Origin of the sequence: Nonomuraea sp. NPDC050556 (assembly GCF_044457355.1) — a bacterium.
Classification (GTDB): domain Bacteria; phylum Actinomycetota; class Actinomycetes; order Streptosporangiales; family Streptosporangiaceae; genus Nonomuraea.
In genome coordinates this window covers 225075-247968 of record NZ_JBITGU010000007.1, presented here as the reverse complement: position 1 = coordinate 247968, position 22894 = coordinate 225075, and the positions used below count along the sequence as shown (strand labels likewise).

General features: G+C 68.6%; 23 protein-coding genes. 14 read left to right on the top strand and 9 right to left on the bottom strand.

Going from position 1 to position 22894, the window contains the following annotated elements; genetic code table 11:
* Window positions 1-85: 85 nt before the first annotated feature.
* Window positions 86-1279, bottom strand: a complete 1194-nt coding sequence (locus ACIBG8_RS51420; protein WP_397350718.1) for an NIPSNAP family protein — start codon at window positions 1277-1279, stop codon at window positions 86-88.
* Window positions 1280-1491: 212 nt separating this feature from the next.
* On the opposite strand from ACIBG8_RS51420, the gene ACIBG8_RS51415 reads away from it, so the two are divergent.
* From ACIBG8_RS51415 to ACIBG8_RS51405, 3 genes are all read left to right on the top strand, one after another.
* Window positions 1492-1749 (top strand): hypothetical protein, encoded by a 258-nt coding sequence (locus ACIBG8_RS51415; protein WP_397350717.1) that lies wholly within the window; start codon window positions 1492-1494, stop codon window positions 1747-1749.
* Between the two features lie 95 nt (window positions 1750-1844).
* Window positions 1845-2102 (top strand): hypothetical protein, encoded by a 258-nt coding sequence (locus ACIBG8_RS51410; protein ID WP_397350716.1) that lies wholly within the window; start codon window positions 1845-1847, stop codon window positions 2100-2102.
* 618 nt (window positions 2103-2720) lie between these two features.
* The gene (locus ACIBG8_RS51405) at window positions 2721-3518 is read left to right on the top strand and encodes a RimK family alpha-L-glutamate ligase (RefSeq protein WP_397350715.1); all 798 of its coding nucleotides are present in this window, start codon (window positions 2721-2723) and stop codon (window positions 3516-3518) included.
* Window positions 3519-3659: 141 nt separating this feature from the next.
* On the opposite strand, the gene ACIBG8_RS51400 is transcribed toward ACIBG8_RS51405, so the two are convergent.
* The 4 genes from ACIBG8_RS51400 to ACIBG8_RS51385 all read right to left on the bottom strand — a co-directional run bounded on the left by ACIBG8_RS51400 (window position 3660) and on the right by ACIBG8_RS51385 (window position 8479).
* Window positions 3660-7058: an OmpL47-type beta-barrel domain-containing protein gene (locus ACIBG8_RS51400; RefSeq protein WP_397350714.1), complete on the bottom strand. Its 3399-nt coding sequence runs from the start codon at window positions 7056-7058 to the stop codon at window positions 3660-3662.
* A gap of 125 nt (window positions 7059-7183) precedes the next feature.
* The gene (locus ACIBG8_RS51395; RefSeq protein WP_397350713.1) at window positions 7184-7684 is read right to left on the bottom strand and encodes a VOC family protein; all 501 of its coding nucleotides are present in this window, start codon (window positions 7682-7684) and stop codon (window positions 7184-7186) included.
* Window positions 7623-8093, bottom strand: a complete 471-nt coding sequence (locus tag ACIBG8_RS51390; RefSeq protein WP_397350712.1) for a hypothetical protein — start codon at window positions 8091-8093, stop codon at window positions 7623-7625. The genes ACIBG8_RS51395 and ACIBG8_RS51390 overlap by 62 nt, the downstream gene beginning before the upstream one ends.
* Window positions 8090-8479, bottom strand: coding sequence for a hypothetical protein (locus ACIBG8_RS51385; RefSeq protein ID WP_397350711.1), 390 nt, complete (start codon window positions 8477-8479; stop codon window positions 8090-8092). The genes ACIBG8_RS51390 and ACIBG8_RS51385 overlap by 4 nt, the downstream gene beginning before the upstream one ends.
* Window positions 8480-8626: 147 nt before the next feature.
* On the opposite strand from ACIBG8_RS51385, the gene ACIBG8_RS51380 reads away from it, so the two are divergent.
* Genes ACIBG8_RS51380 through ACIBG8_RS51340 form a run of 9 tightly spaced genes read left to right on the top strand, consistent with a single transcriptional unit; the run spans window position 8627 to window position 16788 of the window.
* Window positions 8627-9169 carry a PadR family transcriptional regulator gene (locus ACIBG8_RS51380; protein ID WP_397350710.1) on the top strand — a complete coding sequence of 181 codons (543 nt, stop codon included), beginning with the start codon at window positions 8627-8629 and terminating at the stop codon, window positions 9167-9169.
* Window positions 9150-10475, top strand: coding sequence for an MFS transporter (locus tag ACIBG8_RS51375; protein ID WP_397350709.1), 1326 nt, complete (start codon window positions 9150-9152; stop codon window positions 10473-10475). Before ACIBG8_RS51380 ends, ACIBG8_RS51375 begins: the two co-directional genes overlap by 20 nt.
* 33 nt (window positions 10476-10508) lie before the next feature.
* Window positions 10509-10841, top strand: coding sequence for a PadR family transcriptional regulator (locus tag ACIBG8_RS51370; RefSeq protein ID WP_397350708.1), 333 nt, complete (start codon window positions 10509-10511; stop codon window positions 10839-10841).
* Window positions 10838-11830, top strand: coding sequence for a hypothetical protein (locus tag ACIBG8_RS51365; RefSeq protein ID WP_397350707.1), 993 nt, complete (start codon window positions 10838-10840; stop codon window positions 11828-11830). Before ACIBG8_RS51370 ends, ACIBG8_RS51365 begins: the two co-directional genes overlap by 4 nt.
* A 10-nt stretch (window positions 11831-11840) precedes the next feature.
* Window positions 11841-13142, top strand: a complete 1302-nt coding sequence (locus ACIBG8_RS51360) for a DUF2252 domain-containing protein (protein ID WP_397350706.1) — start codon at window positions 11841-11843, stop codon at window positions 13140-13142.
* Window positions 13142-14089 carry a hypothetical protein gene (locus ACIBG8_RS51355; RefSeq protein ID WP_397350705.1) on the top strand — a complete coding sequence of 316 codons (948 nt, stop codon included), beginning with the start codon at window positions 13142-13144 and terminating at the stop codon, window positions 14087-14089. Before ACIBG8_RS51360 ends, ACIBG8_RS51355 begins: the two co-directional genes overlap by 1 nt.
* Before the next feature lie 50 nt (window positions 14090-14139).
* Window positions 14140-14799, top strand: a complete 660-nt coding sequence (locus ACIBG8_RS51350) for an esterase family protein (RefSeq protein ID WP_397350704.1) — start codon at window positions 14140-14142, stop codon at window positions 14797-14799.
* A gap of 20 nt (window positions 14800-14819) precedes the next feature.
* Window positions 14820-16007, top strand: coding sequence for a RimK family alpha-L-glutamate ligase (locus ACIBG8_RS51345; protein ID WP_397350703.1), 1188 nt, complete (start codon window positions 14820-14822; stop codon window positions 16005-16007).
* Between the two features lie 34 nt (window positions 16008-16041).
* Window positions 16042-16788 carry an SDR family oxidoreductase gene (locus ACIBG8_RS51340; RefSeq protein ID WP_397350702.1) on the top strand — a complete coding sequence of 249 codons (747 nt, stop codon included), beginning with the start codon at window positions 16042-16044 and terminating at the stop codon, window positions 16786-16788.
* A 472-nt stretch (window positions 16789-17260) separates the two neighbouring features.
* Here ACIBG8_RS51340 and ACIBG8_RS51335 read toward each other — a convergent pair whose 3' ends face one another.
* From ACIBG8_RS51335 to ACIBG8_RS51325, 3 genes are read right to left on the bottom strand one after another with little or no spacing between them, the layout of a single operon-like run.
* Window positions 17261-18028, bottom strand: coding sequence for an SDR family oxidoreductase (locus ACIBG8_RS51335; RefSeq protein ID WP_397350701.1), 768 nt, complete (start codon window positions 18026-18028; stop codon window positions 17261-17263).
* Window positions 18025-19131, bottom strand: a complete 1107-nt coding sequence (locus ACIBG8_RS51330) for an acyl-CoA dehydrogenase family protein (protein WP_397350700.1) — start codon at window positions 19129-19131, stop codon at window positions 18025-18027. Before ACIBG8_RS51330 ends, ACIBG8_RS51335 begins: the two co-directional genes overlap by 4 nt.
* On the bottom strand, window positions 19131-19739 hold the full coding sequence (locus ACIBG8_RS51325) for a flavin reductase family protein (protein WP_397350698.1): 609 nt from the start codon (window positions 19737-19739) through the stop codon (window positions 19131-19133). Before ACIBG8_RS51325 ends, ACIBG8_RS51330 begins: the two co-directional genes overlap by 1 nt.
* Before the next feature lie 122 nt (window positions 19740-19861).
* Between ACIBG8_RS51325 and ACIBG8_RS51320 the strand changes: the two genes are divergently transcribed.
* The gene (locus tag ACIBG8_RS51320; RefSeq protein WP_397350697.1) at window positions 19862-21016 is read left to right on the top strand and encodes a thiolase C-terminal domain-containing protein; all 1155 of its coding nucleotides are present in this window, start codon (window positions 19862-19864) and stop codon (window positions 21014-21016) included.
* Window positions 21017-21361 (top strand): Zn-ribbon domain-containing OB-fold protein, encoded by a 345-nt coding sequence (locus ACIBG8_RS51315; protein WP_397350696.1) that lies wholly within the window; start codon window positions 21017-21019, stop codon window positions 21359-21361.
* Here the strand turns inward: ACIBG8_RS51315 and ACIBG8_RS51310 are convergent.
* Window positions 21345-22361 (bottom strand): aldo/keto reductase, encoded by a 1017-nt coding sequence (locus ACIBG8_RS51310; RefSeq protein ID WP_397350695.1) that lies wholly within the window; start codon window positions 22359-22361, stop codon window positions 21345-21347. The two genes, ACIBG8_RS51315 and ACIBG8_RS51310, sit on opposite strands and share 17 nt — an antisense overlap.
* Between the last annotated feature and the right edge of the window lie 533 nt (window positions 22362-22894).

The window sequence follows — 22894 nt, the reverse complement described above, 5'->3', positions numbered from 1 at the left end:
AGCAGTGCTCAGAGGCCGCTTTGCCAGCGCGAATGGTCCCCTGAGCGCTGCTCAGGAGCCATCTCCTCGTCGTGGGCGGCCCTCCTTAGCGCCGCTCAGGAGGCGCGCTCGCGTGCGTCGCCATTGGAGGCGCCCACCTGAGCACCGCTAAGGCCCGCACCTCCCCGCCCTGCCGCACCTCCCCGCCCTGCCGCACCTCCCCGCCCTGCCGCACCTCCACGCCCTGCCCGTGACGCCGCCCTGCCCGTGACGCCGCCCTGCCCGTGACGCCGCCCTGCCCGTGACGCCGCCCTGCCCGTGACGCGGCCCTGCCCGTGACGCCGCCCTGCCCGTGACGTCCCGCTCGCGTGTGCGCGGCTTGGGAACGCCTCACCCAAACCCCCGTAAGGGATGTAACCCCCTTGAGGGCCGCGCAGGGGTCGGTTACCTCAGGGCTGAGCGGGGTGTTTGGGATCAGGCGGAGGTGCTGTGTCGGGGTGGGGAGCTCTGCCGTACCCCTGGTGAGCAGGACGACCACGTTCTCGCCCTCCCGCACGGGCAGCCCCGGGAACGTGTTCACCGCGTGGTGGCTCTCGTAGCAGGCGACCAGCGACTCGCCCGCCGCCGCGATCGCCCTGTCCGCGACCTCGCCCGCCTGATAAACGAACGCCTCGTACCGGAACGCCTGCCCAGGGCGTCCAAGGCTGGAAGTCCTCGCGTCGTCGTGGCCCCGGTCGGTGTCAGCGTCCGGGCCCAGGCCTTCCGGCCCATGCTGGTGAGGTTCCCGGCCATCCGACCCCTGCCGGTCGGGGCTCAAGCCTTCCGACCCAAACCGGTCGGGTTCCCGGTCTTCTGGCCCATGCCGGTCGGGTTCCCGGCCATCGGATCCCTGCTGGTGGGGATCCCGGCCATCGGACTCCTGCTGGTCGGCCTCCAAGGAGACCGGCCCAAGGGCGTCGCGGCTCAGGTGGGCGGTTGGGTGGTCGGTGCCGCGCTTGGCAGTGGGGAGGCTGTGGAGGAGGAGGACGTTGTCGGAGTCGATCATGGTGGCGTTGGCCTCGTGGCTGTGGGCCTTCCAGATCGGCCCGTAATAGAAGGCCTCCAAGGCCGCCCGCCGCGTGTCCATGTCGGGAAACGCCCGGATCCAGATGAACCGGTCCGGGTCGTCGGCGTCACAGAACGTGCCGACCAGCGTCATCCCCACCTCCTCCTGCCGCTCGACGAACTCGCGCTCGAACAGCTCGATCAGCGTGTCGCGCATCCCAGGGTGCAACGTGTACTGCCGCAGTTCACAGATCATGCCCGCAAGGTAGGCGGGGGTCGCTGACACCTCCTGTCAGCGTGCCGTACGCAGAAGAATCTTCTGATTACCGAATGCTACCCATCAACCACACTCAGTTATATGATCGCTTTGGCTTTGACCCCGCCGGGTCAAGCGAAGTCAAAGGGGGCGGTCGCGTGCCTATGGGCCCAGGTGTGACGACTTTTCCCCAGCGTGACGAAGGAGCTGAAGTGATCAAGAAGCTGTGCGCAACCGGTGCCGTCCTGGCAGCGGCGGCGGGCGTCACCCTGCTGACGACCCCGGCACACGCAGACACCTGGACGAGCAACTGGAGTAGCAACAGCGACTCCGCGCAGTCCGGCAACAACTTCGGGAATGTCAGCGCCTCCAACAGGGGCGGCGGTGGTTCGACCAACGTGAACAACATCAACGGCATCGCGACGACTGCTTCCAACAGCAGCATCTCGGTGACGTACATCTTCAAGTAAACGATTACAGCACCACCGTAGACCTTCCCCACCCGCCGAGCTCGCACCGGCGGGAAGCGTCCCCAATCACGAACCCTCTCTGGGAGGACTTCATCATGTTCAAGAAGCTTGCCGTAACGGGAATTGTCGTCGCCGCAGCCGGTGCCGCCCTCATGGCGACCCCCGCCTACGCTGACACCGACACCAGCAACTCCAGCTGGAACAGCAACTCCTCGCAGTCCGGCAACAACTTCGGCAACGTGTTCGCCGGCAACGTCGGTGGTGGCCGCTCGACCAACGTCAACAACATCAACGGCAACGCCGTAACCGGCTCCAACGGGAGCCGCGTCGGCGTGCGCGTCAGCGTGCACTAACCGTCCGATGAGCGTGCGAGCCGGGTCCCCACGACCCGGCTCGCGCCGTCTTCGCGCTTTCAAGGCGCGGCATCACCGCTGGCCTTTCGGGCATTCGGTACGGCTGGCCGCTGCGTAGCGCCACTCGGCGACCCAGAACACCAATGCACCAAGGGGTGGCAGGGCGTGGGTGCTGGGCCTGGGGAGTTGCGGGCCGCAGGATCGTCACTGGTGGAGAGAGATGCGCCTCAGGGTTTGTGGCGAATCGCTGGTCGCCTTCCGATGGTCTTCTCGCGCCGATCGTGTGAGTCCCTGCGTGCAGGCGGTAGTGGGTCTCCCGTCCGGGGTTCGGCTGGGTAGGTCTTCCGCGCAGGGTTCGGCTGGGTAGGTCTTCCGCGCAGGGCTTGGCTGGGTGGGTCTTCCGTGCAGGGTTTGGCCGAGTGGGTCTTCTCGCGGGTCGAGTGGGAGGCGTTGGTGTCTCGGAAGGCGAGGGTGAGCGGGTTGCTTGGGGAGTGAGTGCTTCTCGAGGTCTCGGGAGGCGGGATGCCTGAGGAGTGAGGGTGTCTCAGGTGCTGGGATGGAGGGCCTGGGGCGGGCGAAACACCAAATAACATCGCAAAGGTGACTATCTGTGCCTATGTGACCTTTGAAGACCGTGACGAGCGCGACGACGAGCGCGACCTGGCCCTGTCCGCCTGGCGGGATGCTGGGATCGACGGCCGGGCTGTTCGCTGGGACGACCCTGCGGTCGACTGGAGCAGCTTCGACGCGGCCGTTGTCCGTTCCGTCTGGAACTATCTGGACAAGCGCGACGAGTTCCTCGCCTGGGCACATGGCGTCGAGCAGGTGACCAAGCTGCTCAACCCGGCCTCGGTCCTTGCGACGAACACCGACAAGACCTACCTTCGCGACCTCGGCGCTCCCACCGTCCCCACGCACTGGTCGTCGGCCGATCTGCCGCACTGGGACGAGTACGTCGTCAAGCCCACCATCTCGGCTGGCGCCCGCGACACGATCAGGACCGCCGACCGCCACGTGGCCGAAGCCCACGCCGCCGCCCTGGAGGCATCGGGGCGAACCGCCATGGTCCAGCCGTACCTGGACATGGTCGAGGTGGAGGGTGAGACGTCGCTGCTGTACTTCAACCGCAGGCTCAGCCACGCCGTCCGACGCAACCCCATGCTCAAGCCGGGCATGACGCTGAAGGACAACGCGCGGGCCGACCTGCGCGACCCGGCCCCGGACCAGGTCGAACTCGCCGAGCGGGTGCTGTCCGCCATCCCCCAGCCCCTGCTGTACGCGCGGGTCGACCTGGTCCGGCTCCCTGACGGGTCGCCGGCGGTGATCGAGTTGGAGCTCACGGAGCCGTACCTGTTCCTCCCGTACACCCCGGCGGCACCGAAGAACCTGGCGACCGCGCTCACGGAACTGCTCTAGCGCCGTAGAAGTGGGCGCCCGCCCATTTGGGATGGTGCAGCACTGGGACGCGCTCAGGCCTGAGTGGGCGCCCGCCCATTTGGAGGGGCCGCATCCGGGCTTGGTGGGCGCCTGCCCGTTTGGGGAGGCGCCCATCTCGTGTCAGGGGCGTTGGACCTTCACGGTCGCGGATGCCGTCGTGGTGTTGCCTGCGCGGTCCACCGCTCGGTAGGTGATCGTGTAGACCCTCCCCAGTACGGCGCGCAGGTCGAATGATCGGTCCCCCGGCAACCGCCGCACGTCGGACGCGGGCCCGCTCACCGCGACGAACGTCACCGGGTCAGAAGACGAGACATCCACCGACACCCGCACGAACGCCCGGTTGGGCGGCCAGATGAACGCCCTGCTGGGTGTCACCGTGAGCGACGGCGGCGTGGTGTCGATCCGCACCACCACGGAACGCGCCTCCTCCACATTCCCCGCAAGGTCGACGCTCCGGTACGAGACCGTCGTCGTCCCCTCCTGCGTGAGAGTGACCGGCGAGGTATACAGGACCCACGCGCCAGCCCCCACCCGGTACTCGGTGCGCGCCACCCCCGACCCCTCGTCACTGGCCGTCAACGCGAGCCGTACCGGCTGGTTAGTCCACCCGGCGGGCACACCAGAAGCCACCGTCACCGGGGCAGTCCCATCCGCGTGGACCTTGAACCCGTCGACGATGAAGTACGACCCGTCCTTCTTCACCCCCTTGAGCACGTGCCGCCCAGCCGTCAACCCGGTCTTCGTGTAGACGACCTTCTGGTACACCCGCGTCGGATTGGCGTTGTCGATCGTGGTGTCGAGCACACCATCGAGGTAGATGTCGACCTTGCCCTCATCCGAGTTCACCTGCGCGATGTACTCCACACCCGTCCCATAGAAGGCCAGCTCGAAAGCGTCCCCGTCCGTCTGCGTGGCGTGCAGGTCGTCCAGGCTCGACGAGGCCCCACCCCGCTGGTTGTTCTTCCAGTCCCAGCCGCTCCCCAGATACGACACGCCCGACACGTTGTCGATCGTCTCCACACCGCCCGGCCGTACCAGGGAAACGTCCACGAGCGCCTGGTTACGCCACACCTTGAGCGCCAAGGCAGAGGGCGTCAGCAGGTAGGCGCGCCAGAAGCTGCCCCGGTCGGTGACGCGGACATCGCCGACCTGCCGGATGACGTCCCCGGTGCGCAGGCCGTGCGCAGCCGCGTACGAGTTGGCTGGCACGGACTTGAGGAAGAGCCCGTCGTAGTCGGTCAGCCCGACGGACGACTTCACCTCGTCGCTGTAGATCTCGGTGACCATAGCGCCCATCAGCGGCTCGGCCAGGTTACCCAGCGTCATCCCCTCGGACGGCGTGCGCCAGGTCAGCGGCGGCGGCGTCGGCGCGCCCGGCCTGCCGAACCCCGTCATCGCGAACGGCTGGAAGCCCAGCGCCAGCGCCGGTGAGTCGGCGCGCAGCGTGTAGTCGAGCTTGGCCGGATCGACGTAAGGACTCGGCCCGTCGAAGCGGGGGTCGGCGACGACCGAGTGCGTGTCGAGGCCGCGGGCGCGCCAGGCGTCGGTGATGTCGGCGACCGGCTTGCCGTTGTTCCAGAACAGGTTGTTGTCGTAGAAGGATTTCGACGTCGAAGGATCGCTCTGGATGAAGTCGTACGGGTCGTCGGTGACGAAGATGTTCTTCTCGATCACGTCGCCGTTGTCGGCGTACGACACGTGGAAGTGCCCGCCGCCGTTGACGAAGACGTTGTTCCGCACGGTCCTGAAGAAGCCTTCGCGCAGCTTCACCCCGCCGTTGAGCAGCAGGTTGTCGGTGACCTCGTAGTTGGAGGAGCCGTCGTCGAGGTCGACGTCCCAGTGCGAGGAGTGCCAGATCCTGTTGTGCCTGATCCTGGTGGTCTCCATCGCGTCGAGCTTGGCGTACCGCTTCTTCTCCTCGTCCGAGGCGTTGAGCGGCCAGTAGCGGTCGCGGCCCCAGGCGTTGATCGGCCCGTGGTCGGAGGTCTCCTTGACGCAGTCGAAGATGTCGTTGTTCTCGATCAGGTGGCCGCCCCACGTGCCGTCGTTGATGTCGACGCAAGCGCGCGGCCCGTCGTGGATGGTGTTGCCCGACACGGTCACCCGGCGGCTCATCGAGATCTGCACCCCTGAGGTCTGCTTCTCGAACCGGCCGTTGCGCGTCATGTGGTTGCCGCTGACCACGATGTCGCGCGGGTAGTCCTCGGTCTTGGGGCCCGGGGTGGTGTCGGTGAGTGTCCTGCGCATGTCGTCCCAGGTAGAACGGTCGCGTACGGCGTCGGCCGAACCGATGACCGCCACGTCCGACGCCCCGGAGTCGCGGAACTCGCTCCCGGTGACCGTGTTGCCCTCGGCGTAGCCGTCCATGAAGACCGCGTTGCCGCCGACCTGGTCGAACCGGGCGTCGCGCACGGTGATCGCACGGGTGTTCCGCAGGTAGACGGCGCCGGACCGGACGATCGCCCAGTCGCCGAGCTGCAGTTTCTCGTACGGCCTGCTGAACAGGGTGCGGTGGGTCTGCGTGAAGGTGAGCCCGGCGAAGGCCAGGTCGTGCACCGGCGCCGCGGGGGAGTCGCCGACGACGCGGATCAGTTCCTCGCGCTCGGCCGTCTCCACCCGCGCCGACGCCGGGTCGACCCCGGCGGGCGGCTGCAGGTAGAGCTTGCCCGCCGCCTTGTCGTAGAACCACTCACCCGGGGCGTCGAGCTCCTCGAAGACGTTCTCCACCATGCGCTTGACCGGGTGCAGCCCGCTGCCGCGGTTGTTGTCGCCGACCCACTGCAGGATCGGGTCGCCCTGCGCGTCGACGCCGGTGACCTTGAAGGAGTTGCCGCCCCACTCGCCCTGGTGCAGCCCGCGCACGAGCGCCGTGGTCGGGTTCTTCCACCTGGCCACCCGCTCGGGAGAGATCGCGTCGGCGGCGTAACCGTCGAGCACCGTCACGCTGGAGTCGGCGTTCGGGTAGCGGGCGAGGGTCTGGCGCTTGCCGTCCAGGAAGAGCTGGTCGAAGTCGAGGCCCTTGCCGACGTCGGCGACGAGCGTGTCGCCCTGGTAGGTGCTCCAGGCCGGGGCGAGCCGCCGCCCGCCGCTGATCACCACCTGCTCGCCCGGCGCCGCCTCGTAGCTCACCGGACTGCTCGCCGTACCCGAGTCGGCAGGGGTGAAGGTCAGCGGGGCGTCGAGGTAGTAGGTGCCGCCGCCGACCAGCACCCGGACCGGTTCTGACGCCGTCGGCAGGGCGGCGCGCACCGCCTGCTGGGCACGCGCGATGGTCTTGTACGGCGAAGCCTGCGTTCCCGCGCCGGAGTCGTCACCGTTTGGAGCGACGAAGAAGACGGTTCCGGCCAGAGCATCGGAGGCGGCCAAACCGGCAGGAGCCGAACCGCCAGCAGCCGAACCGCCAGCAGCCGAACCGCCAGCAGCCGATCCGTCGGCCAGACGGTTGGCGGCTGCGCCGCCGGTGGCCAGGGTGCTTGCCGCCAGGGCGGCGGCGAGCAGGAAGTGAAGGGGGGTGACCACGTGGCCTCCAGATGAGCACGTCGAAGATCGCGCTCATTCTGGCAGCGGCGCACAGTGCGGTGGATCACGTAGTGATCACAATTGATCCGATCAATATGGGATGTTCTCCGCGAACGGCAAGTCGTTCAACTCTCTGACGGCGTTGTCATCGGATCTTTGAGGCGAGGCTTCTCGTAGAGCGACGGCTGGCCCGACGCGTCGACGTCGAGGCCGAGGAACCGGCCGGGCACGATCACGTTGTTCGCCAGGAAGCGCAGTACGGTGCCGTCCGGATCGGGGATGTCGAGGGAGGCGCCGTACTCGCCGCGGTCCTGCACCCCGCCGCACGCCACGCCCAGCCGCTCGCACCTGGCCGCCAGATCGTGCAACGCCTGCACGGACTCCGCCTCCAGCGCGAACGCGTCGAACCCCGCCAGATCGGGCTCGCTCGCGCAGAACGCCCGCTCCCGCAGGGCGATCGCGAAGCCGCCGTCGGGGGCGGTCAGCTGGGCGCCGCGCACGACGCCCTGCTCGGAGAACTCAGCGGCAACTTCCAGATCAAGAAGCGCGAGGTACCAGTCGACGCTACGACGCAGATCGGTTACCGGAAGCTTCGCGTGCCGGATTCGCACCAGTCCCAGGCTCATGGCCAGACGATAGCCGAGGGCGCACCGTCGTGAGGAGGAGGAGAAATGCGGATTGCGCGAGCATGCCGGGAGCCAGCGGAGGCGCCACTCCGATCGCCTTGGTGAGCGCGTACCACCACTGCGTGAGCACTGGAAGGCCGCCGGCGTACCGCTGGTCCAGGAAGCCCGCGTCGAAGTTCGCCGCGACGTGCGCGTAGACCCCGTACGCCGACACCAGCAACACGACCAAGCCGATCGCACGGACCACCCGCACCGACCGCGGCAACGCGAGCCCTGCCGCCAGCGCGGCCAGCGCCGCCCAGGGGAGCAACTGCTGCCACGACTGCCAGTGCCGTTCCGTGAACAGCTCGAAGGCGGCCCCGCCGATGCTCAACGCCACCAGCAGGAAAAGGCCGCGACGGACCGTCATGGCGTCAACGCCGAGACGATCTTGTCCACGGTCTCCTGGCCGGGGTTGTACTTGGCCAGGTTCTGCCGCAGGGACGTGAGGTCGGGGTCGTCGGCCGCGTAGGGCCGGTACTCCATGACCTCCCGAGCCCACCGTTCGGGGTTGCCGACCCCGGCGGCCTTGAGCGCCGCGGCGATCTGCCCCTCATCGGCGGTGTTGGCAGACACCTTCCCGGAGGCGGCGACCGAAGAAGCGGACACTTTCCCGGAGGTGGCGGCAGAAGAAGCGGACACCTTCCCGGAAGTGACGGCAGAAGAAGGAGCTGTGGCAGGTGGGGAGGTTGAGCTGCAGGCGGTCAGCGCGAAGGCGGCGGCGAGCGCCGCAGCGGTGAGCTTCAAAGCGGGCATGCCTTCACCCTGACCAGCCAGTCTCAGAGCCAACTAGTTGAATTCTGAAGTTTTAGTGAGAAAACGCTGGCAACTCAACAGCGACTACTCACGCTTGACTACTAACGCGCGATCGTGTTTCAGTGAACCTCGTGATTGGGTACCCCCATGCACCCCACGAGACTGTTCATCCTCGGCGCGCTCGCCAGGCGCGGTCCCATGCACGGCCACCAGATCCGGCGCGAAGCCCAGGTCGACAGGACGGAACGCTGGGCCGAGGTCAAACCAGGCTCCCTCTACGCCGCGCTCAAGCGCATGGCCACCGAGGGCGTCATCGAGGTGGTCAGGGTCGAGCAGGAGGGCAACATGCCGCCCCGCACCGTCTACGCCATCAACGCGGAGGGCCGTGCGGAGCTGCACGCGCTCCGTGACGAGCTGCTCAGCCACGCCCGCCTGCGCCCCGACCCCGTGGACCTGGCCCTGCAGTACGTCGATGACCTGTCCAAGGAGCATCTCGTGACGGTCATCCAGGAGCGCCACCAGAAGCTGGCCGTACAACTCTCCGAGTGGGAGCGCCTGCTGGTGGACGCCACCCCCTACCTGTCCGGTCTGGAGCCGGTGACCTACCAGCACACGCTCATCAGGCTCCGGGCCGAGCTCGACTGGCACGCCCAGTTGCTGGAGGCCCTGCATGAAAGTTCAGACCAATAGGAACGCCGTCTTAGCCGTCGTCCTCATCGGCGCGTTCGTCATCCTGCTCGACGTGACGATCGTGACCGTCGCGATCCCGGCGATCCAGCAGGATCTGTCCGCCGGATACGCCCAGCTCGAATGGGTGATGAGCGGATACGCCCTGGCGTACGGCCTGCTGCTCGTCCCGGCCGGACGGCTGGGCGACATCCTCGGCCACCGCCGCGTCCTCGTCGCCGGGCTCGCCGTCTTCACGGTCGCCTCGGCGCTCTGCGGGCTCGCGACGACCCCGGCGCAGCTGATCGCGTTCCGCGTGCTCCAGGGGGTGGCGGCCGGGCTGATCCAGCCGCCGATCCTGGCCATCCTCGGCGCGGTGTTCCCGCCGGGGGAGCGCGGCCGGGCGTTCGCCGCCTATGGCGCGACCGCCGGGGTGGCCACGGCGCTCGGCTGGCCGGTCGGCGGGCTGCTGGTGGGCGCGTGGGACTGGCGGCCGATCTTCCTGATCAACCTCCCGATCTGCCTGGTGGCCATCGTTCTCACCCTGCGTACGGTGCCCGCGACGGCGGGCCGTTCCGGGCGGCTGGACGTCGTCGGGCTGGTCCTGGTCTCGGCGGCGATGTTCCTCATCACGTATCCGCTGGTCCAGACGGAGCAGTACGTGCTCATGGCGGCGGCGGTCCCCGTGCTGGCGATCTTCGTCCTGTGGGAGCGGCGGCACCCGGACCCGCTGGTCGATCCGGCGATGTTCCGCGACCGGGCGTTCACCGCGGGCGCGCTGATCAGCCTCGTCTACTTCGCCGCCTTCATCGGCCTGCTGTTCCTGCTCTCGATATACCTGCAGTTCGGTTTGCAGCGTTCGGCGCTGGCCGCCGGGCTGGAGATCATGCCGTTCGCGGTCGGCACGCTGGCCGGGTCCGCGCTGTCCGAACCGCTCGCGCACCGGCTCGGCAGGGGCGTGCTGCTCATCGGCTCGGCCGTGGTCGCGGTGGGCACGGCGGCGAGCCTGTTCACGCTCGGCACCTGGTGGATGCTCGGCGCGCTGCTCGTGGCCGGGGTCGGGTCAGGCCTGGTGATCGCGCCGCTGACCGACGTGGTCCTGGAGCACGTGCCGTGGGAGCGGGCGGGGGCGGCGAGCGGCGTGCTCAACACCGCGCAACGCCTCGGCCAGGCGATCGGCGTCGCGGTCGTGGGCACCGTACTGCTCGGCAGGCTCGAAGACGGCGAGGACTACACCTCGGCCACGGTCGTCGCGGGCGGCTACACGGTCGGCGCGGTGGTTCTCACCTTCCTGCTGGTGTTCGTCCTGCCAAGGAAGCGCCTGAGCTAGCCGATATCTTGTCTGCCAGGATATAGTGAGTCCATGAACATGACAGAGCCGATGTTTCTCGCGCTCACCGCCCTGGTGGACGAGCCGCGGCACGGCTACGGGATCGTTCAGGAGGTCGAAAGGCTGTCCGGCGGCCGCGTCCAGCTCAAGATCGGCACCCTGTACGGCGTGCTGGACCGGCTGGCCGCCGAGGGGCTGGTGGAGCTCGACCGCGAGGAGGTCCAGCAGGGCCGCCTGCGCCGCTACTACCAGCTGACCGACCAGGGCGCGGGGGCGCTCGAAGAGGAGGCGGCGAGGCTCGCCGCGAACGTCAGGACGGCGACCGAGCGGCTCGGCGCCCGCACGGGGAAGGCGGCAACCGCATGAACACCCTGCTAGAGGATCGTTACCGGCGCGTGCTGCGCCTCCTGCCCGCCTCCTATCGCGCCGAGCGCGAGGAGGAGATGGTGGCGGCATACATGGAGGTCTCCGGTGACATTCCCGACGAGAGCAACCCAAAGCCCTTATGGGGTGAGATCTTCAGCGTGGCCGGGCTGGCCCTCCGGGTACGGCTGGGCGGCAGCGGCGCCGCGCCCCGCCACGTCGCCTGGGGCGAGACGGCCAGGCTCGTCGCGCTGCTCGGCCTCGCCTTCCACGCGGTGTTCGGGGTGCTCGTCCTCGCCTCCTACCAGGGCTTCTCGGGTGCGCCGCACTCGCTGAGCCGCCTGACGGAGATCGCGCTGACGCTCGCCAACGTGTCCTGGATCGTGGCGTTCGCGACGCTCGTGCGCGGCTGGGCGCGCGTCGCCAAGGTGACGGCGGCCGCGGGCATGGCGGGAACCGTCAGCACCTACGTCAGCCTGCCCGTCGAGCCGGAGGCGTGGATGACGATCCCCAGCGTGCTGATGGTGGTGGTCCCGGTGCTCGCCCTGCTGGCCGGATACCACAGGGACGTCGAGCGTCCGGTCCGCTCCTGGTGGCTGGTGCTCCCGCCGATCGCCGTCGGCGTCGCGCTGGCGACGGCGTTCCGCTTCCTGCCCGCCTCGGCGATCGACAGCGCCGCGTGGGCGCTGCCCTGGCTCGACGTGTCCGGCCTCGCCACGATCGCGCTGCTGATCGGCGGGTTGTTCGTGCTCAGGGCGCGGAGCGCGCCGGTGGCTCTCGCCCTGGCAGTGCTGGGCGGGCTCACGCTCCTGACCAGGGCGGTCGGCCTGGTGAGCTACCCGGAGGACGAGGTCATGCGAGCGCTCTGGGCGTCGGCGCTGGTCCAGGCGGTGCTGCTGGCGCTCATGGTCTCCGCCCTGGCCGCCGTGGGGCGCGCCAGGCTACCCCGTCAGGGAAATATCAGGGTGGTCGAGAGCCTCAAGCTCACCTAACGTCCCAGATATGGGCGCAAAGAGTCGCGAGTCTCACCTCCTCGATGTCCTGCTGATGGAGTTCGGCGACTCCATGCGGCGCGATCCGCACGCGTTCAGGCGCAAGTTCCGGAAGATGGCCAGCTCGCCGTTCGCCTTCTACCGGGGCAGCGCGGCCGTCTTCTACGCGGACATGACCGGCGGCTTCGCCGACGACGCCTACCTCGACGAGCAGACCAGCCGGGTCTGGATACACGGCGACCTGCACGCGGAGAACTTCGGCACCTACATGAACGCCTCCGGCGTCCTCGTGTTCAACGTCAACGACTTCGACGAGGCCTACGTCGGCCCCTACACCTGGGACCTCAAGCGCTTCGCCGCCAGCATCGCCCTCATCGGGTACGCCAAGGCGCTGTCGGACGAGGCGATCGGGGCCCTGGTCACCGACTTCGGCGCCGCCTACCTGGCGGAACTGACCGGCATCGCGCACGGCGGCGACGACGCGATCGGCTCGCTGACCCTCGACACCACCACCGGCGTCCTGCACCGGGTGCTCCAGACGGCGCGGCTGAGCACCCGGGTGGCGATGCTGGACATCGAGACGACCATCGACGACTACGACCGGCGCTTCGCGATCATGGAGGGCAGGGAGCCGGTCGACGACGCCACCCGGGCTGCCGTCGTCGCCTCCTTCGAGGACTACCTGAGCACCCTGCCGACGCCGTCCTCGCCGGTCGAGCACGTGATCAAGGACGTGGCGCTGCGCAAGGGCGTGGGCATCGGCTCGGCCGGGCTGCCGTCGTACAACCTGCTGCTGGAGGGGCGGTCGCAGGCGCTGGAGAACGACGTCATCCTCTACATGAAGCAGGCCCAGGTCCCGGCCGTCGCGCGGTACGTCGACGACGAGAAGGTCGCCGGATACTTCCTGCACCAGGGGCACCGTACGGCCGAGTCGCAGCGGGCGCTGCAGGCCTACGCCGACCCCTGGCTCGGTTACACCACGCTGGCCGGGGTGGGGCAGATGGTCGCCGAGGTCTCGCCGTACTCGGCCGACCTCGACTGGGACGACGTGAACGAGCCCGAGGAGCTCGCCTCGATCGTGCGCGACCTGGGCCGGGCCGTGGCGCGCATGCACTCGGTGGCCGACGACGAGTCCAGCCACGACCTGGTCGACTTCTCCACCGAGGAGACGATCGTGGCCCGGATAGGGAATGACTCCGACGGATTCATCGCGATGCTGGTCGACTTCGCGCACCGGTACGGCGCGCAGGCCCGCAGCGACCACCAGACCTTCGTGGACCTGTTCAGAAACGGCCGCCTCCCGGGGCTGTGATGGAGACCGTCACCTTCCGGCTGTCCGACTCGGGACGGCTGGCCGGGGTCCGCCTCTACCAGGAGGTACGGATCACCGACCTCGACTTCGCGCGCGCCGGCGCCGAGTGGGTCCTGGTCGCCCCGCGCCCGCCGGTGAACCGCATGGAGTACCTGTTCGAGCTGCGCCACCGCGACGGGTCCCGCGAGACCATCCTCGACCCGGCCAGCTCGGCGCGCGCCGTAGGCGTGTTCGGGGACAAGAGCGTGCATGAATTCCCGGAATACATCCCCCCGCACTGGCTCACCGCGGCCGCGCTGCCCGGCTACTGGTCGCGCAGCCCGGGAATGACTCTGTGGTCACCCATTCCGCAGGGCGACGGGCTGCCGCTGCTCGTGGTGCACGACGGGCCGGAGTACGACCAGCTCGCGCTGCTCACCCGGTACCTGTCGGCGGGGTTGACCGGCGGTTGGTTGCCGCCGGTGCGGGCGGCGCTCCTTCATCCCGGTGACCGGAACGTCAACTACTCGGCGAGCCTTGGCTACACGTCGGGGCTGGAGCTTCCTGAGGCTCCGGTGCGGGTGGGGATGGGGACGAGCCTGGGGGCGCTGGCGATGCTCTACGCCCATCGGCGGCGGCCTCCGCTGTTCGACGCGCTCTTCCTGCAGTCGGGGAGCTTCTTCCATCCGCGGTTCGACGCGCACGAGGAGCGGTTCCCGTTCTACGGGCGGATCGTGGCGTTCGTGGAGGAGACATTGGCGGGCGTGGGGGCCTGGCCCTTGCGTGCCGTACTGACCTGTGGAGGAATCGAGGAGAACATCCACAACAACCGGCAGATGGCAGAAGCCTTACGTATGCAGGGATATGAGGTGATTTTTGGGGAAATGCCTGATGTGCACAACTACACCGCTTGGCGGGATGCGTTCGACCCCTACCTGACCCGGCTCCTTCAGGACGTGTGCGCATGAGACGGGAAATGCTTGGCGATGTCCTTGCCTATGGGCATTGGGGGAGGCCGGTGCTGGTCTTTCCCAGTGAGCAGGGCAAGGCGTACGACTTCGAGAACAACGGCATGCTCGGCGCGGTCTCCTCGCTGGTGGAGGCGGGGCGGGTGAAGTTCTACTGCGTCGACAGCTTCGACGGCGCCTCCTGGTCGAACCGGCACGCGCCCGTGGAGGAGCGGGCCAGGCTGCACGGGGTCTACGAGACGTGGGTGCTGGACGAGGTCGTGCCCGCGATCCACGGCGACTGCGAGGGGCCCGTGGAGATCATCACCTTCGGGTGCAGTCTGGGGGCCTATCACGCGGCCAACTTCGCCCTGAAACGGGCGGATCTGTTTCCCATGGCGATGTGCCTGTCGGGGACGTACGACCCTGCTTCGTGGCACGGGTGGGGGGAGCGTGGGGACGCGACGTACTTCAACAACCCGCTCGACTACGTGCCTCATCTGCACGGGGACCACCTGGAGTGGTTGCGGTCGCGGGTCAGCCTGCTGCTGGTGTGCGGTCAGGGGCAGTGGGAGGACACGACGGGGGCGCTGGAGGGGACCAAACGCTTCGCCGCGACGCTGGCGGAGAAGGGGATCAGGCACGAGCTCGACCTCTGGGGGCACGACGTGCCGCACGACTGGCCGTCGTGGCGCGCGCAACTCGCCCATCACCTCCCGAGATTCGTATGAGCACCCTGTGAGGAGATGTCATGGAACACCTGGTCGGGCTGTTGCTCGGCACGGAGGAGGACTGGCCGGTCGCGTTCGAGACCATCCTGCGCAGGGCCGAGCCCGGGTTCGGGGTGGAGCGGGTCACCATCGAGCCGTTCAACCTGCGCGACCGGCCCCGCTATGACCTGGTGATCGACCGCCTCGCCTACTGGTACTACCACCCGCGCGAGTGGCTCAAGAAGATCGCCATGATGGACGACGTCTACGTGCTCAACAGCCCCTTCACCTTCCAGGCGATGGAGAAGCACACCGCCTACTGCGCGATGATGCGCTTGGGGCTCAAGGTGCCCGACACGGTGCTCGTGCCGTTCAAGAATCCGCCGGACAACGCCAGGTACGCCTACACGGCCGCCCGCTACAACAAGCCCTTCGACCTCGACGCGCTCGCCGAGGAGGTCGGCTATCCGCTCGTGATGAAGCCTTATGACGGCGGCGCCTGGCGCGGGGTCACGATGGTGCGTACGCCGGAGGAACTGCACGCCGCCTACGACGCCAGCGGCGAGATGCTCATGCACCTGCAGAAGGCCATCGACGGCTACGACGCGTTCGCCCGCTCGCTGACCATCGGGCCGGAGACGATGGTGATGCGCTTCCAGCCCGACCAGCCGATGCACTCGCGTTACGCGGTGGATCACGAGTTCCTCTCGCCCGAGGTGGGGGAGGAGGTGGTGACGATCTCGCGGCTGGTCAACGCGTTCTTCCGCTGGGAGTTCAACTCGTGCGAGTCGCTGGTCAAGGGCACCGAGGTGCACCCGATCGACTACGCCAACGCCTGCCCGGACGTGGCGCTGACGAGCCTGCACTACTACTTCCCCTGGGCGATGAAGACGCTGGTCAAGTGGACGGTGTTCTGCGCAGCGACCGGCCGCAGGCCGCGCATCGACCTGGACACCCGCGAGTATTTCGCGGTCGAGGGCTCGTACGGCGAGCGGTTGGCCGCCTACCGGCGGCTGGCTGACGCGTATTTCGAGGTCGACCGCTATGAGGAGTTCTGCGCCACGCGGCTGGGGCACCTGGACGACGTGGTCATGGAGTGGGTGTCGAGCTCCTCGTTCGACCAGCTGCTGGTGGACACCGTCCGTGCGACCTACCCGGTGCACGAGCGGGACCGGTTCGTCGCGCACTTCCGCGGGTTGATGGCGTTGTGGGTGAAGGACAACAGCTAGCAGACCGACCGGTTGGTATGGCATGCTCCGGAACATGACTCTGTTCTCGGTGGAAGGCAAGAATGTCGTCGTGACCGGTGGTTCCCGGGGCATCGGCCGGATGATCGCGGCCGGGTTCGTGGCGGCGGGGGCGACGGTCTACATCTCGGCGCGTAAGGCGGCTGAGGTGAGCAAGACGGCGGCCGAGCTGGGATGCGAAGCCGTACCCGCCGATCTGTCGACGCCTGAGGGGATCACGGCGTTGGCGTCGATCCTGCCGGAGCGGGTGGATGTGCTGGTGAACAACGCGGGGGCGACGTGGGGGGCGCCGTTGGAGGAGTATCCGGAGCACGCGTTCGACAAGCTCTGGGGGATCAACGTGAAGGGCGTGTTCTACCTGACGCAGCAGTTGCTGCCTCGGCTGCGTGCCGCGGCTTCGGCTGAGGATCCGGCGCGGGTGATCAACATAGGCTCGATCGATGGGCTGAGGGTGCCGTCGATGGAGAACTACGCGTACTCAGCGGCCAAGGCCGGGGTCCACATGCTCACGCGCCACCTGGCCCGGCAGCTGGCTCCGGAACACATCACGGTGAACGCGATCGCTCCGGGCCCTTTCGAATCCAAGATGATGGCCTTCGCCCTGAACGACCCGGCAACCCGGGACCTCGTGGCGGGGAGCGTCCCGTTGGGGCGTATCGGTCGGCCTGACGACATGGCGGGGGCGGCGATCTTCCTGGCATCTCGCGCGGGCGCGTATCTCACCGGCACCATCATCCCCGTCGACGGCGGCATCTCCTGCTAGCTCCCCCTCCCGCCCGTCTGCCCCTCTCCCCTCCCGCTCCAAGAGCTTCCGTGATGCGACTGCCCGCCCACCGCCCACCCACCCGCCCGCCCTCGGTCCCGCTGTGGCTGGCCACCTCTGGCAGTTGCCGTCTGTGCGGGGTTGTACCGCTCGGCGTCATAGCGGCGGGGCTGTCGCCTGTTGACCCGGCACTGGGTGTCCCCGTCGCCTGATGGCGCGCCTGCGCCGGGGGAGTCCACCGCGAGGTCCGAGTCCACCTGGCCCGCAGCGAGGTGGATTGCCTGCTGAGGTGAGTTGCTTGCCGCATGAGGGCGCCACGCACGGACGGGCACTGCCAGATGTGGCCAGCCGCAGCGGGAGCAAGGGCGGGTGGGCGGTGGGCGGGCAGCCGCATCACGGAAGGTTGGGGTGGGCAGCCGGAGCACGGAAGGTTGGGGTGGGCAGCTGGATCACGAAAAGCAGGGGAGGTGGGTTAGGGGTGTTGGCTGGAGACGGAGATTACTTCGCCGGTCATGTAGCTGGAGTAGTCGCTCGCCAGGAAGACGATCACGTTGGCGACCTCCCACGGCTCGGCTGAGCGGCCGAAGGCTTCTTTTGAAGTCAGGTCGGCCAGCAGCTCGTCGCTTGTTACCTTCGCTAAGAACGGGTGCATGGCCAAAGACGGGGCTACGGCGTTGATGCGGATGCCGTGCTCGGCCGCTTCCAACGCCGCGCACCGCGTCAAGGCCATCACGCCTGCCTTCGCCGCCGCGTAGTGGGACTGGCCCTTCTGGGCGCGCCACCCGATCACCGACGCGTTGTTGACGATCACGCCGTTCCCCTGCGCGATCATCTGCCGCAAGGCCGCCCTCGTGCAGCGCATCGTGCCGGTCAACGTCACGTCCAGCACGGTGTCCCATTGCTCGTCCGTCATGTCCGCCAGGTTCGCCGTCCCGCCCAGTCCCGCGTTGTTGACCACCACGTCCAGCCGCCCGTGTGCCTCCACCACCGCGTCGAACAACGCCAGCACCTGCGCCTGCGAGGTCACGTCGCAAGGTACGGCCAGGGGCTTCACGCCGGTCAGAGAGGTCAGTGATGTTGCCGCCTCCGCCAATCGGCGTTCGTGGCGGTCGGAGATGACGATGGTGGCGCCTTCCTCGGCGCACCGGCGGGCCGTGGCGTACCCGATCCCGGCCCCGGCCGCCGCGGTGACGAGGGTGACCTTGCCGTCCAGCAGCCCATGTGACGTTGGATATCTCATCTTGGTAGGCCTAATGTCCTCTCCGCGATGATGGTGCGCTGGATCTCGCTGGATCCGGCGTAGATGGTGTCCGCCCGGCTGAAGAGATACAAGCGCTGAAGGTCGTTCAGCTCACCGCGATAGACCAATCCGGTCTTCCCCTGTACGGCTTGCGCCAGCTCGCCCAGCCGCCGATGCCACTCCGACCAGTAAAGCTTGCCGATCGACGGTTCGCAGTCCTCGCGCAACGCGTTCATCCGCATGATCCGCAGCTCGATCCACGCCTGTGCCAGCCGGTCGACCAGCACCGGATCGTCCAGCGCACCCGTGGAAGAAGCCGCCTCGACGACGCGCTCGAACTCCCGCTGGAAACCGAGCTGCTGCCCGAGCGTGGAGGCGCCGCGCTCATAACCGAGGGTGGCCATCGCGACCCGCCACCCCTCGCCGGGCGCGCCGATGATGTTGGAAGCAGACGTGCGAGCCCCGTCGAAGAAGACCTCGTTGAACTCCGACGTCCCCGTGAGCTGCACGATCGGCCGTACCTCGACGCCCTCCTGACGCATCGGGACCAGCAGGTAGGAAAGCCCTTGATGACGCTTGGACCCAGGTTCCGTACGGCAGAGCACGAAACACCAGTCGGCAACGTGTGCCAGGGACGTCCAGACCTTCTGCCCCGTGAGGACCCACTCATCGCCCTCCAGATGCGCTCTGGTCTGCACGTTGGCCAGGTCGGAGCCCGCGTCGGGCTCGGAGTAGCCCTGGCACCACAGCTCGTCCCCCCGCTGGATCGGCGGCAGGAAACGCCGTTTCTGCTCCTCGGTGCCGAGGTCGAGGATGGTGGGCCCGATGAGCCCCTCGCCGATGTGCCCGACCCGGCCTGGGGCGTCCGCCCTGGCGTACTCCTCGTAGAAGGCGACCAGGTCCGCGCGTGAAGCCGCCCGCCCGCCGTACTCCAGCGGCCAGGCCAGGCAGGTCCAGCCCGCCTTGCCGAGGTGGCGCTCCCACGCGTGCCGTACCTCGTGACCCTCGTGCTCGCGCCCGGGGCCGCCCAGGCCGCGCGCGTGCGCGAACTCACCGCTCAGCGACGACTCCAGCCACGCGCGCGCCTCTTCGCGCAGGCCCATCAGCCGTGGAAGCGGCCGTAGCCGCCGCGGAAGAACACCAGCGGCCCGCCCTCGGCGTGCGTGTCGAGCTGGGTCACCCGGGCCACGACGATCATGTGGTCGCCGGCCAGGTGCTCGGCCTCGACCACGCAGTCGATCCAGGCCAGCGCGCCGTCGAGCACGGGGTTGCCGCTGGGGGAGCCGGTCCAGGACAGTCCGGCGAACTTGTCGCCGCCCCTGCTGGCCAGCTGCGCGCAGATCTCCTGCTGGTGCTCGGCCAGGACGTTCACGGTCAGCATCTTGGCGCCGCGCACGCGCGGCCAGCTCGTGCTGGTGTGCGCCACGCAGAACGCCACGAGCGGCGGGTCGAGGCTCACCGAGGTGAAGGAGTTGGCGGCCAGGCCGCACGGCTCGCCGGTCTCGGGGTCGACGGCGGTGATCGCCACGACGCCGGTGGCGAACCTGCCGAGCACCGATCGGAACCGCTGCCCGTCCAGATGCCCGTTGGAGTGTGGGGTGCCAGCTGGCATGGCGGCTCCGTTGAACGTCCTGCGGGCCTGCTGCGGCGCGACGCGCGGGGCGCCGTCACACCCGTCCGGCCAGATCAGCCGGGCCGCGTGTGTGCTCATGGTCGCCTCCTCGTCTACCGTGCACATCGTATCTTACCAAGCGCTTGCTTGGACGCTAGGCGTCCCAACGAAAAGGTGTCAAGCGATTGACGCCTGTTCCCGCCGCGACCTAGCCTCGAAGTGTGGCCAAGCGCTTGCTTGATTTTCGGGACCGTACGGCAATAGCCGGTGTGGGCTACACGCCGTTCAGCAAGGACTCGGGCGTCAGCACGCTCACCCTCGCCTGCCGCGCGATCCTGGCGGCGCTCGACGACGCGGGCCTGACGGCCGACGACGTGGACGGGCTGGCGACCCACCGGGTGGGGGACTCGGCCGCTCCGTCGCTGGTCGGGCCCGCTCTGGGGATCGACGACCCCGCCTGGCACCTCGACCAGTTCGGCGGCGGCAGCGTCTCGCACGCCGTGGTCGCGCAGGCCGCCCTGGCCGTCGCGGCGGGGGTCGCGGAGACCGTGGTCTGCTACCGCGCGATCAACGCCAGGTCCGAGTTCAGGATGGGCAGGGCGGCGGGGACGAGCCCGGAGCTGCAATATCAGACGCCCTACGGATATTTCGCCCCACCGCAGCAGTACGCCATGTTCGCCCGAGCCCACATGGTCAAATATGGCACCAAACCGGAGCACTTCGGGCAGGTGGCGGTCACCCAGCGGGCCAACGCGGCCAAGAACCCCCGCGCCCTGATGCGCACCCCGATCACCATGGACGACTACCTGTCCAGCCGCTGGATCGCTGAGCCGTTCCGCCTGCTCGACTGCTGCCTGGAGACCGACGGCGCCTGCGCCCTCGTCATCACCACGGCCGAGCGCGCCGCCGGGCTGCGCCGTACGCCGGTGTTGATCTCGGGGGCCGCGTGGGGCGGCGGGATGTCGTTCCTGTCCACCGATGACCCCACGGTCAGCGCCGCCGCCACCCTCGCCCCCCGCCTGTACGGCCAGGCCGGGGTGGGGCCGGGCGACATCGACGTGGCGCAGATCTACGACTGCTTCACCTACTCGGTGCTCGTGCAGCTGGAGGACTACGGCTTCTGCGCCAAGGGCGAGGCCGGGCCGTACGTCGCCTCCGGCGCCACCGCGCTCGACGGCGAGCTGCCGGTCAACACGCACGGCGGTTTCCTGTCCGAGGGGTACGTGCACGGCGTCAACCACATCGCCGAGGCGGTCTCGCAACTGCGCGGCGACGCGGGCGACCGTCAGGTGCCCGGCGCCGAGGTGGCCCTGTCGACCGCGCAGCCCGGCTACATCCTGCCCGCCACCTCGGCGCTGATCCTCAGGAGGGGATAGGTGGACCGCGACTCCGCCGGGTTCTGGGAACGGGCGGCCAAGGGAGAACTCGCCGTCCAGCGGTGCCTGACCTGCGGCAGGCGCAGATTCCCCGCGCGGGCGTTCTGCGCCGCCTGCCGTACGGAGGACTGGGAGTGGGAGGCGATCGAGCCGCGCGGGCGGGTCGAGAGCTGGATCATCAGCCACCGGCCGTTCGAGCAGGGCGTCGTGGTGATGATCCGGCTGGAGGCGGGCATCGCCTACGGCAATTGGGCACACGAGCGCGAGCCCGTCGCCGGTGAACCCGTCGAGGCGGTGTTCACCGGCGGCCTGGTGAACTGGCGTCCGGTCAACTCCGGCCGATGATGCGCTGAGCGGCCTCGCCGAAGACCCAGCCGTCGGTCTGGGCGATGAAGTCGTTCGGAAAGCCCAGCGTGAAGTCCGTGGCCGACTCAAGGCGCTCCACCGCTTCCTCCGGCAGGACCACGCCTGCCGCGCCGAGGTTGTCCTTCAACTGCTCGACCGTGCGGGCGCCGATGATCGGCACCACCGCGCGCGACCTGGCCGTCGTCCACGCGATGGCCACCTGTGACGGCGTGAGGCCCAGGTCGTCGGCGACCTCCTGTACGGCACGCGCCACGGCGTGGTCGTGCTCGCTGACGTTGCTCGCCGACAGCCTGGTGCCTGGGGCGGCCGTGCCGTTGGTGAACTTGCCCGACAGGACGCCACCTCCCAGCGGGCTCCAGGCGGTGACGGTCATGCCGAAGCCCTCGGCCATCGGGAGCAGCTCGCGCTCGATGTCGCGGTTGAGCAGGCTGTACGGCACCTGCAAGCCGTTGAACGCGGTCCAGCCGCGCAGGTCGGCCAGGGTGTTGGCGCGGGACACGACCCAGGCGGGGGTGTCGGAGATGCCGAGGTACAGGACCTTCCCGGCGCGCACGACGTCGTCGAGGGCGCGCAGCGTCTCCTCGATCGGGGTGTGCCGGTCGTAGAGGTGCACCCAGTAGATGTCGACGTAGTCGGTGCCGAGGCGCTTGAGGCTGGTCTCCAGGGAGCGGACCAGGTTCTTGCGGTGGTTGCCGCCGGCGTTGGGGTCGCTGGGGTCGCGGGTCACCGTGTACTTGGTGGACAGCACGAACCGGTCCCTGCGGCCTTCCAGCAGCTCGCCCAGGAAGGTCTCGCTGGCGCCGTCACGGTAGTTGATGGCGGTGTCGACGGTGTTGCCGCCCGCTTCTGCGTACTCGTCGAGGATCTTGCGACATTCCTCGATGGGGGCTCCCACGCCGCCCTGCTCGCCGAAGGTCATCGCGCCCAGGATCAGCTCGGAGATCCTCAGGCCGGTGTTGCCGAACAGTCGATATCGCATGACCGTGCCAACCATCGGGCCGCACCCCTTATGCCGCCCAACAACAGAAAAATCCCCATACACCGACGGCGACCCCCGAGCGCCCGAACCCCCGGCCCCCGGCCTCGGAACCCCGGCACCCCAAAGCCCCTAAAGAAGCCCAGCCCCCGAAGAGGGTGCGTCCTCAACGGCGGGGCGTGGTCAGAAGGGTGGAAGCGCCCACAAACGGCCCCCAAAGAAAGCTCAACCCCCGAGAGAGGGGCAGGCCCTCACTGGGGGGTGTGGTCAGAAGGGGGGGCTATGTCCCCAAAAAAAGATGGAAGGGGATAACGCGTCCTGGCGGGCGTGGGGGACCCGCCAGGACGCGCTTCCTTCCCCGGCGCGGCGGCGCCAGGACCCCGGCGAGGGATGGGGTCCTAGACCGAGTGTTCGCGCTCGGAGTCGGTGGGGGAGTGATCCTCGCTCGGATCACTCGCTGGGTGGCGGTACCGGTCTGCGATCCGCTGCGCGGCACCGACGGGGTCATCGATGGGATGAGTCATGGTGGTTCCATC

Excerpts from the sequence above, each read along its gene's own strand:
- ACIBG8_RS51420 (WP_397350718.1), bottom strand. The coding sequence starts at position 1,279 with ATGATCTGTGAACTGCGGCAGTACACGTTGCACCCTGGGATGCGCGAC.
- ACIBG8_RS51410 (WP_397350716.1), top strand. The coding sequence starts at position 1,845 with ATGTTCAAGAAGCTTGCCGTAACGGGAATTGTCGTCGCCGCAGCCGGT.
- ACIBG8_RS51395 (WP_397350713.1), bottom strand. The coding sequence starts at position 7,684 with ATGAGCCTGGGACTGGTGCGAATCCGGCACGCGAAGCTTCCGGTAACC.
- ACIBG8_RS51390 (WP_397350712.1), bottom strand. The coding sequence starts at position 8,093 with ATGACGGTCCGTCGCGGCCTTTTCCTGCTGGTGGCGTTGAGCATCGGC.
- ACIBG8_RS51385 (WP_397350711.1), bottom strand. The coding sequence starts at position 8,479 with ATGCCCGCTTTGAAGCTCACCGCTGCGGCGCTCGCCGCCGCCTTCGCG.
- ACIBG8_RS51380 (WP_397350710.1), top strand. The coding sequence starts at position 8,627 with ATGCACCCCACGAGACTGTTCATCCTCGGCGCGCTCGCCAGGCGCGGT.
- ACIBG8_RS51375 (WP_397350709.1), top strand. The coding sequence starts at position 9,150 with ATGAAAGTTCAGACCAATAGGAACGCCGTCTTAGCCGTCGTCCTCATC.
- ACIBG8_RS51370 (WP_397350708.1), top strand. The coding sequence starts at position 10,509 with ATGAACATGACAGAGCCGATGTTTCTCGCGCTCACCGCCCTGGTGGAC.
- ACIBG8_RS51365 (WP_397350707.1), top strand. The coding sequence starts at position 10,838 with ATGAACACCCTGCTAGAGGATCGTTACCGGCGCGTGCTGCGCCTCCTG.
- ACIBG8_RS51360 (WP_397350706.1), top strand. The coding sequence starts at position 11,841 with ATGGGCGCAAAGAGTCGCGAGTCTCACCTCCTCGATGTCCTGCTGATG.
- ACIBG8_RS51355 (WP_397350705.1), top strand. The coding sequence starts at position 13,142 with ATGGAGACCGTCACCTTCCGGCTGTCCGACTCGGGACGGCTGGCCGGG.
- ACIBG8_RS51345 (WP_397350703.1), top strand. The coding sequence starts at position 14,820 with ATGGAACACCTGGTCGGGCTGTTGCTCGGCACGGAGGAGGACTGGCCG.
- ACIBG8_RS51340 (WP_397350702.1), top strand. The coding sequence starts at position 16,042 with ATGACTCTGTTCTCGGTGGAAGGCAAGAATGTCGTCGTGACCGGTGGT.
- ACIBG8_RS51335 (WP_397350701.1), bottom strand. The coding sequence starts at position 18,028 with ATGAGATATCCAACGTCACATGGGCTGCTGGACGGCAAGGTCACCCTC.
- ACIBG8_RS51330 (WP_397350700.1), bottom strand. The coding sequence starts at position 19,131 with ATGGGCCTGCGCGAAGAGGCGCGCGCGTGGCTGGAGTCGTCGCTGAGC.
- ACIBG8_RS51325 (WP_397350698.1), bottom strand. The coding sequence starts at position 19,739 with ATGAGCACACACGCGGCCCGGCTGATCTGGCCGGACGGGTGTGACGGC.
- ACIBG8_RS51310 (WP_397350695.1), bottom strand. The coding sequence starts at position 22,361 with ATGCGATATCGACTGTTCGGCAACACCGGCCTGAGGATCTCCGAGCTG.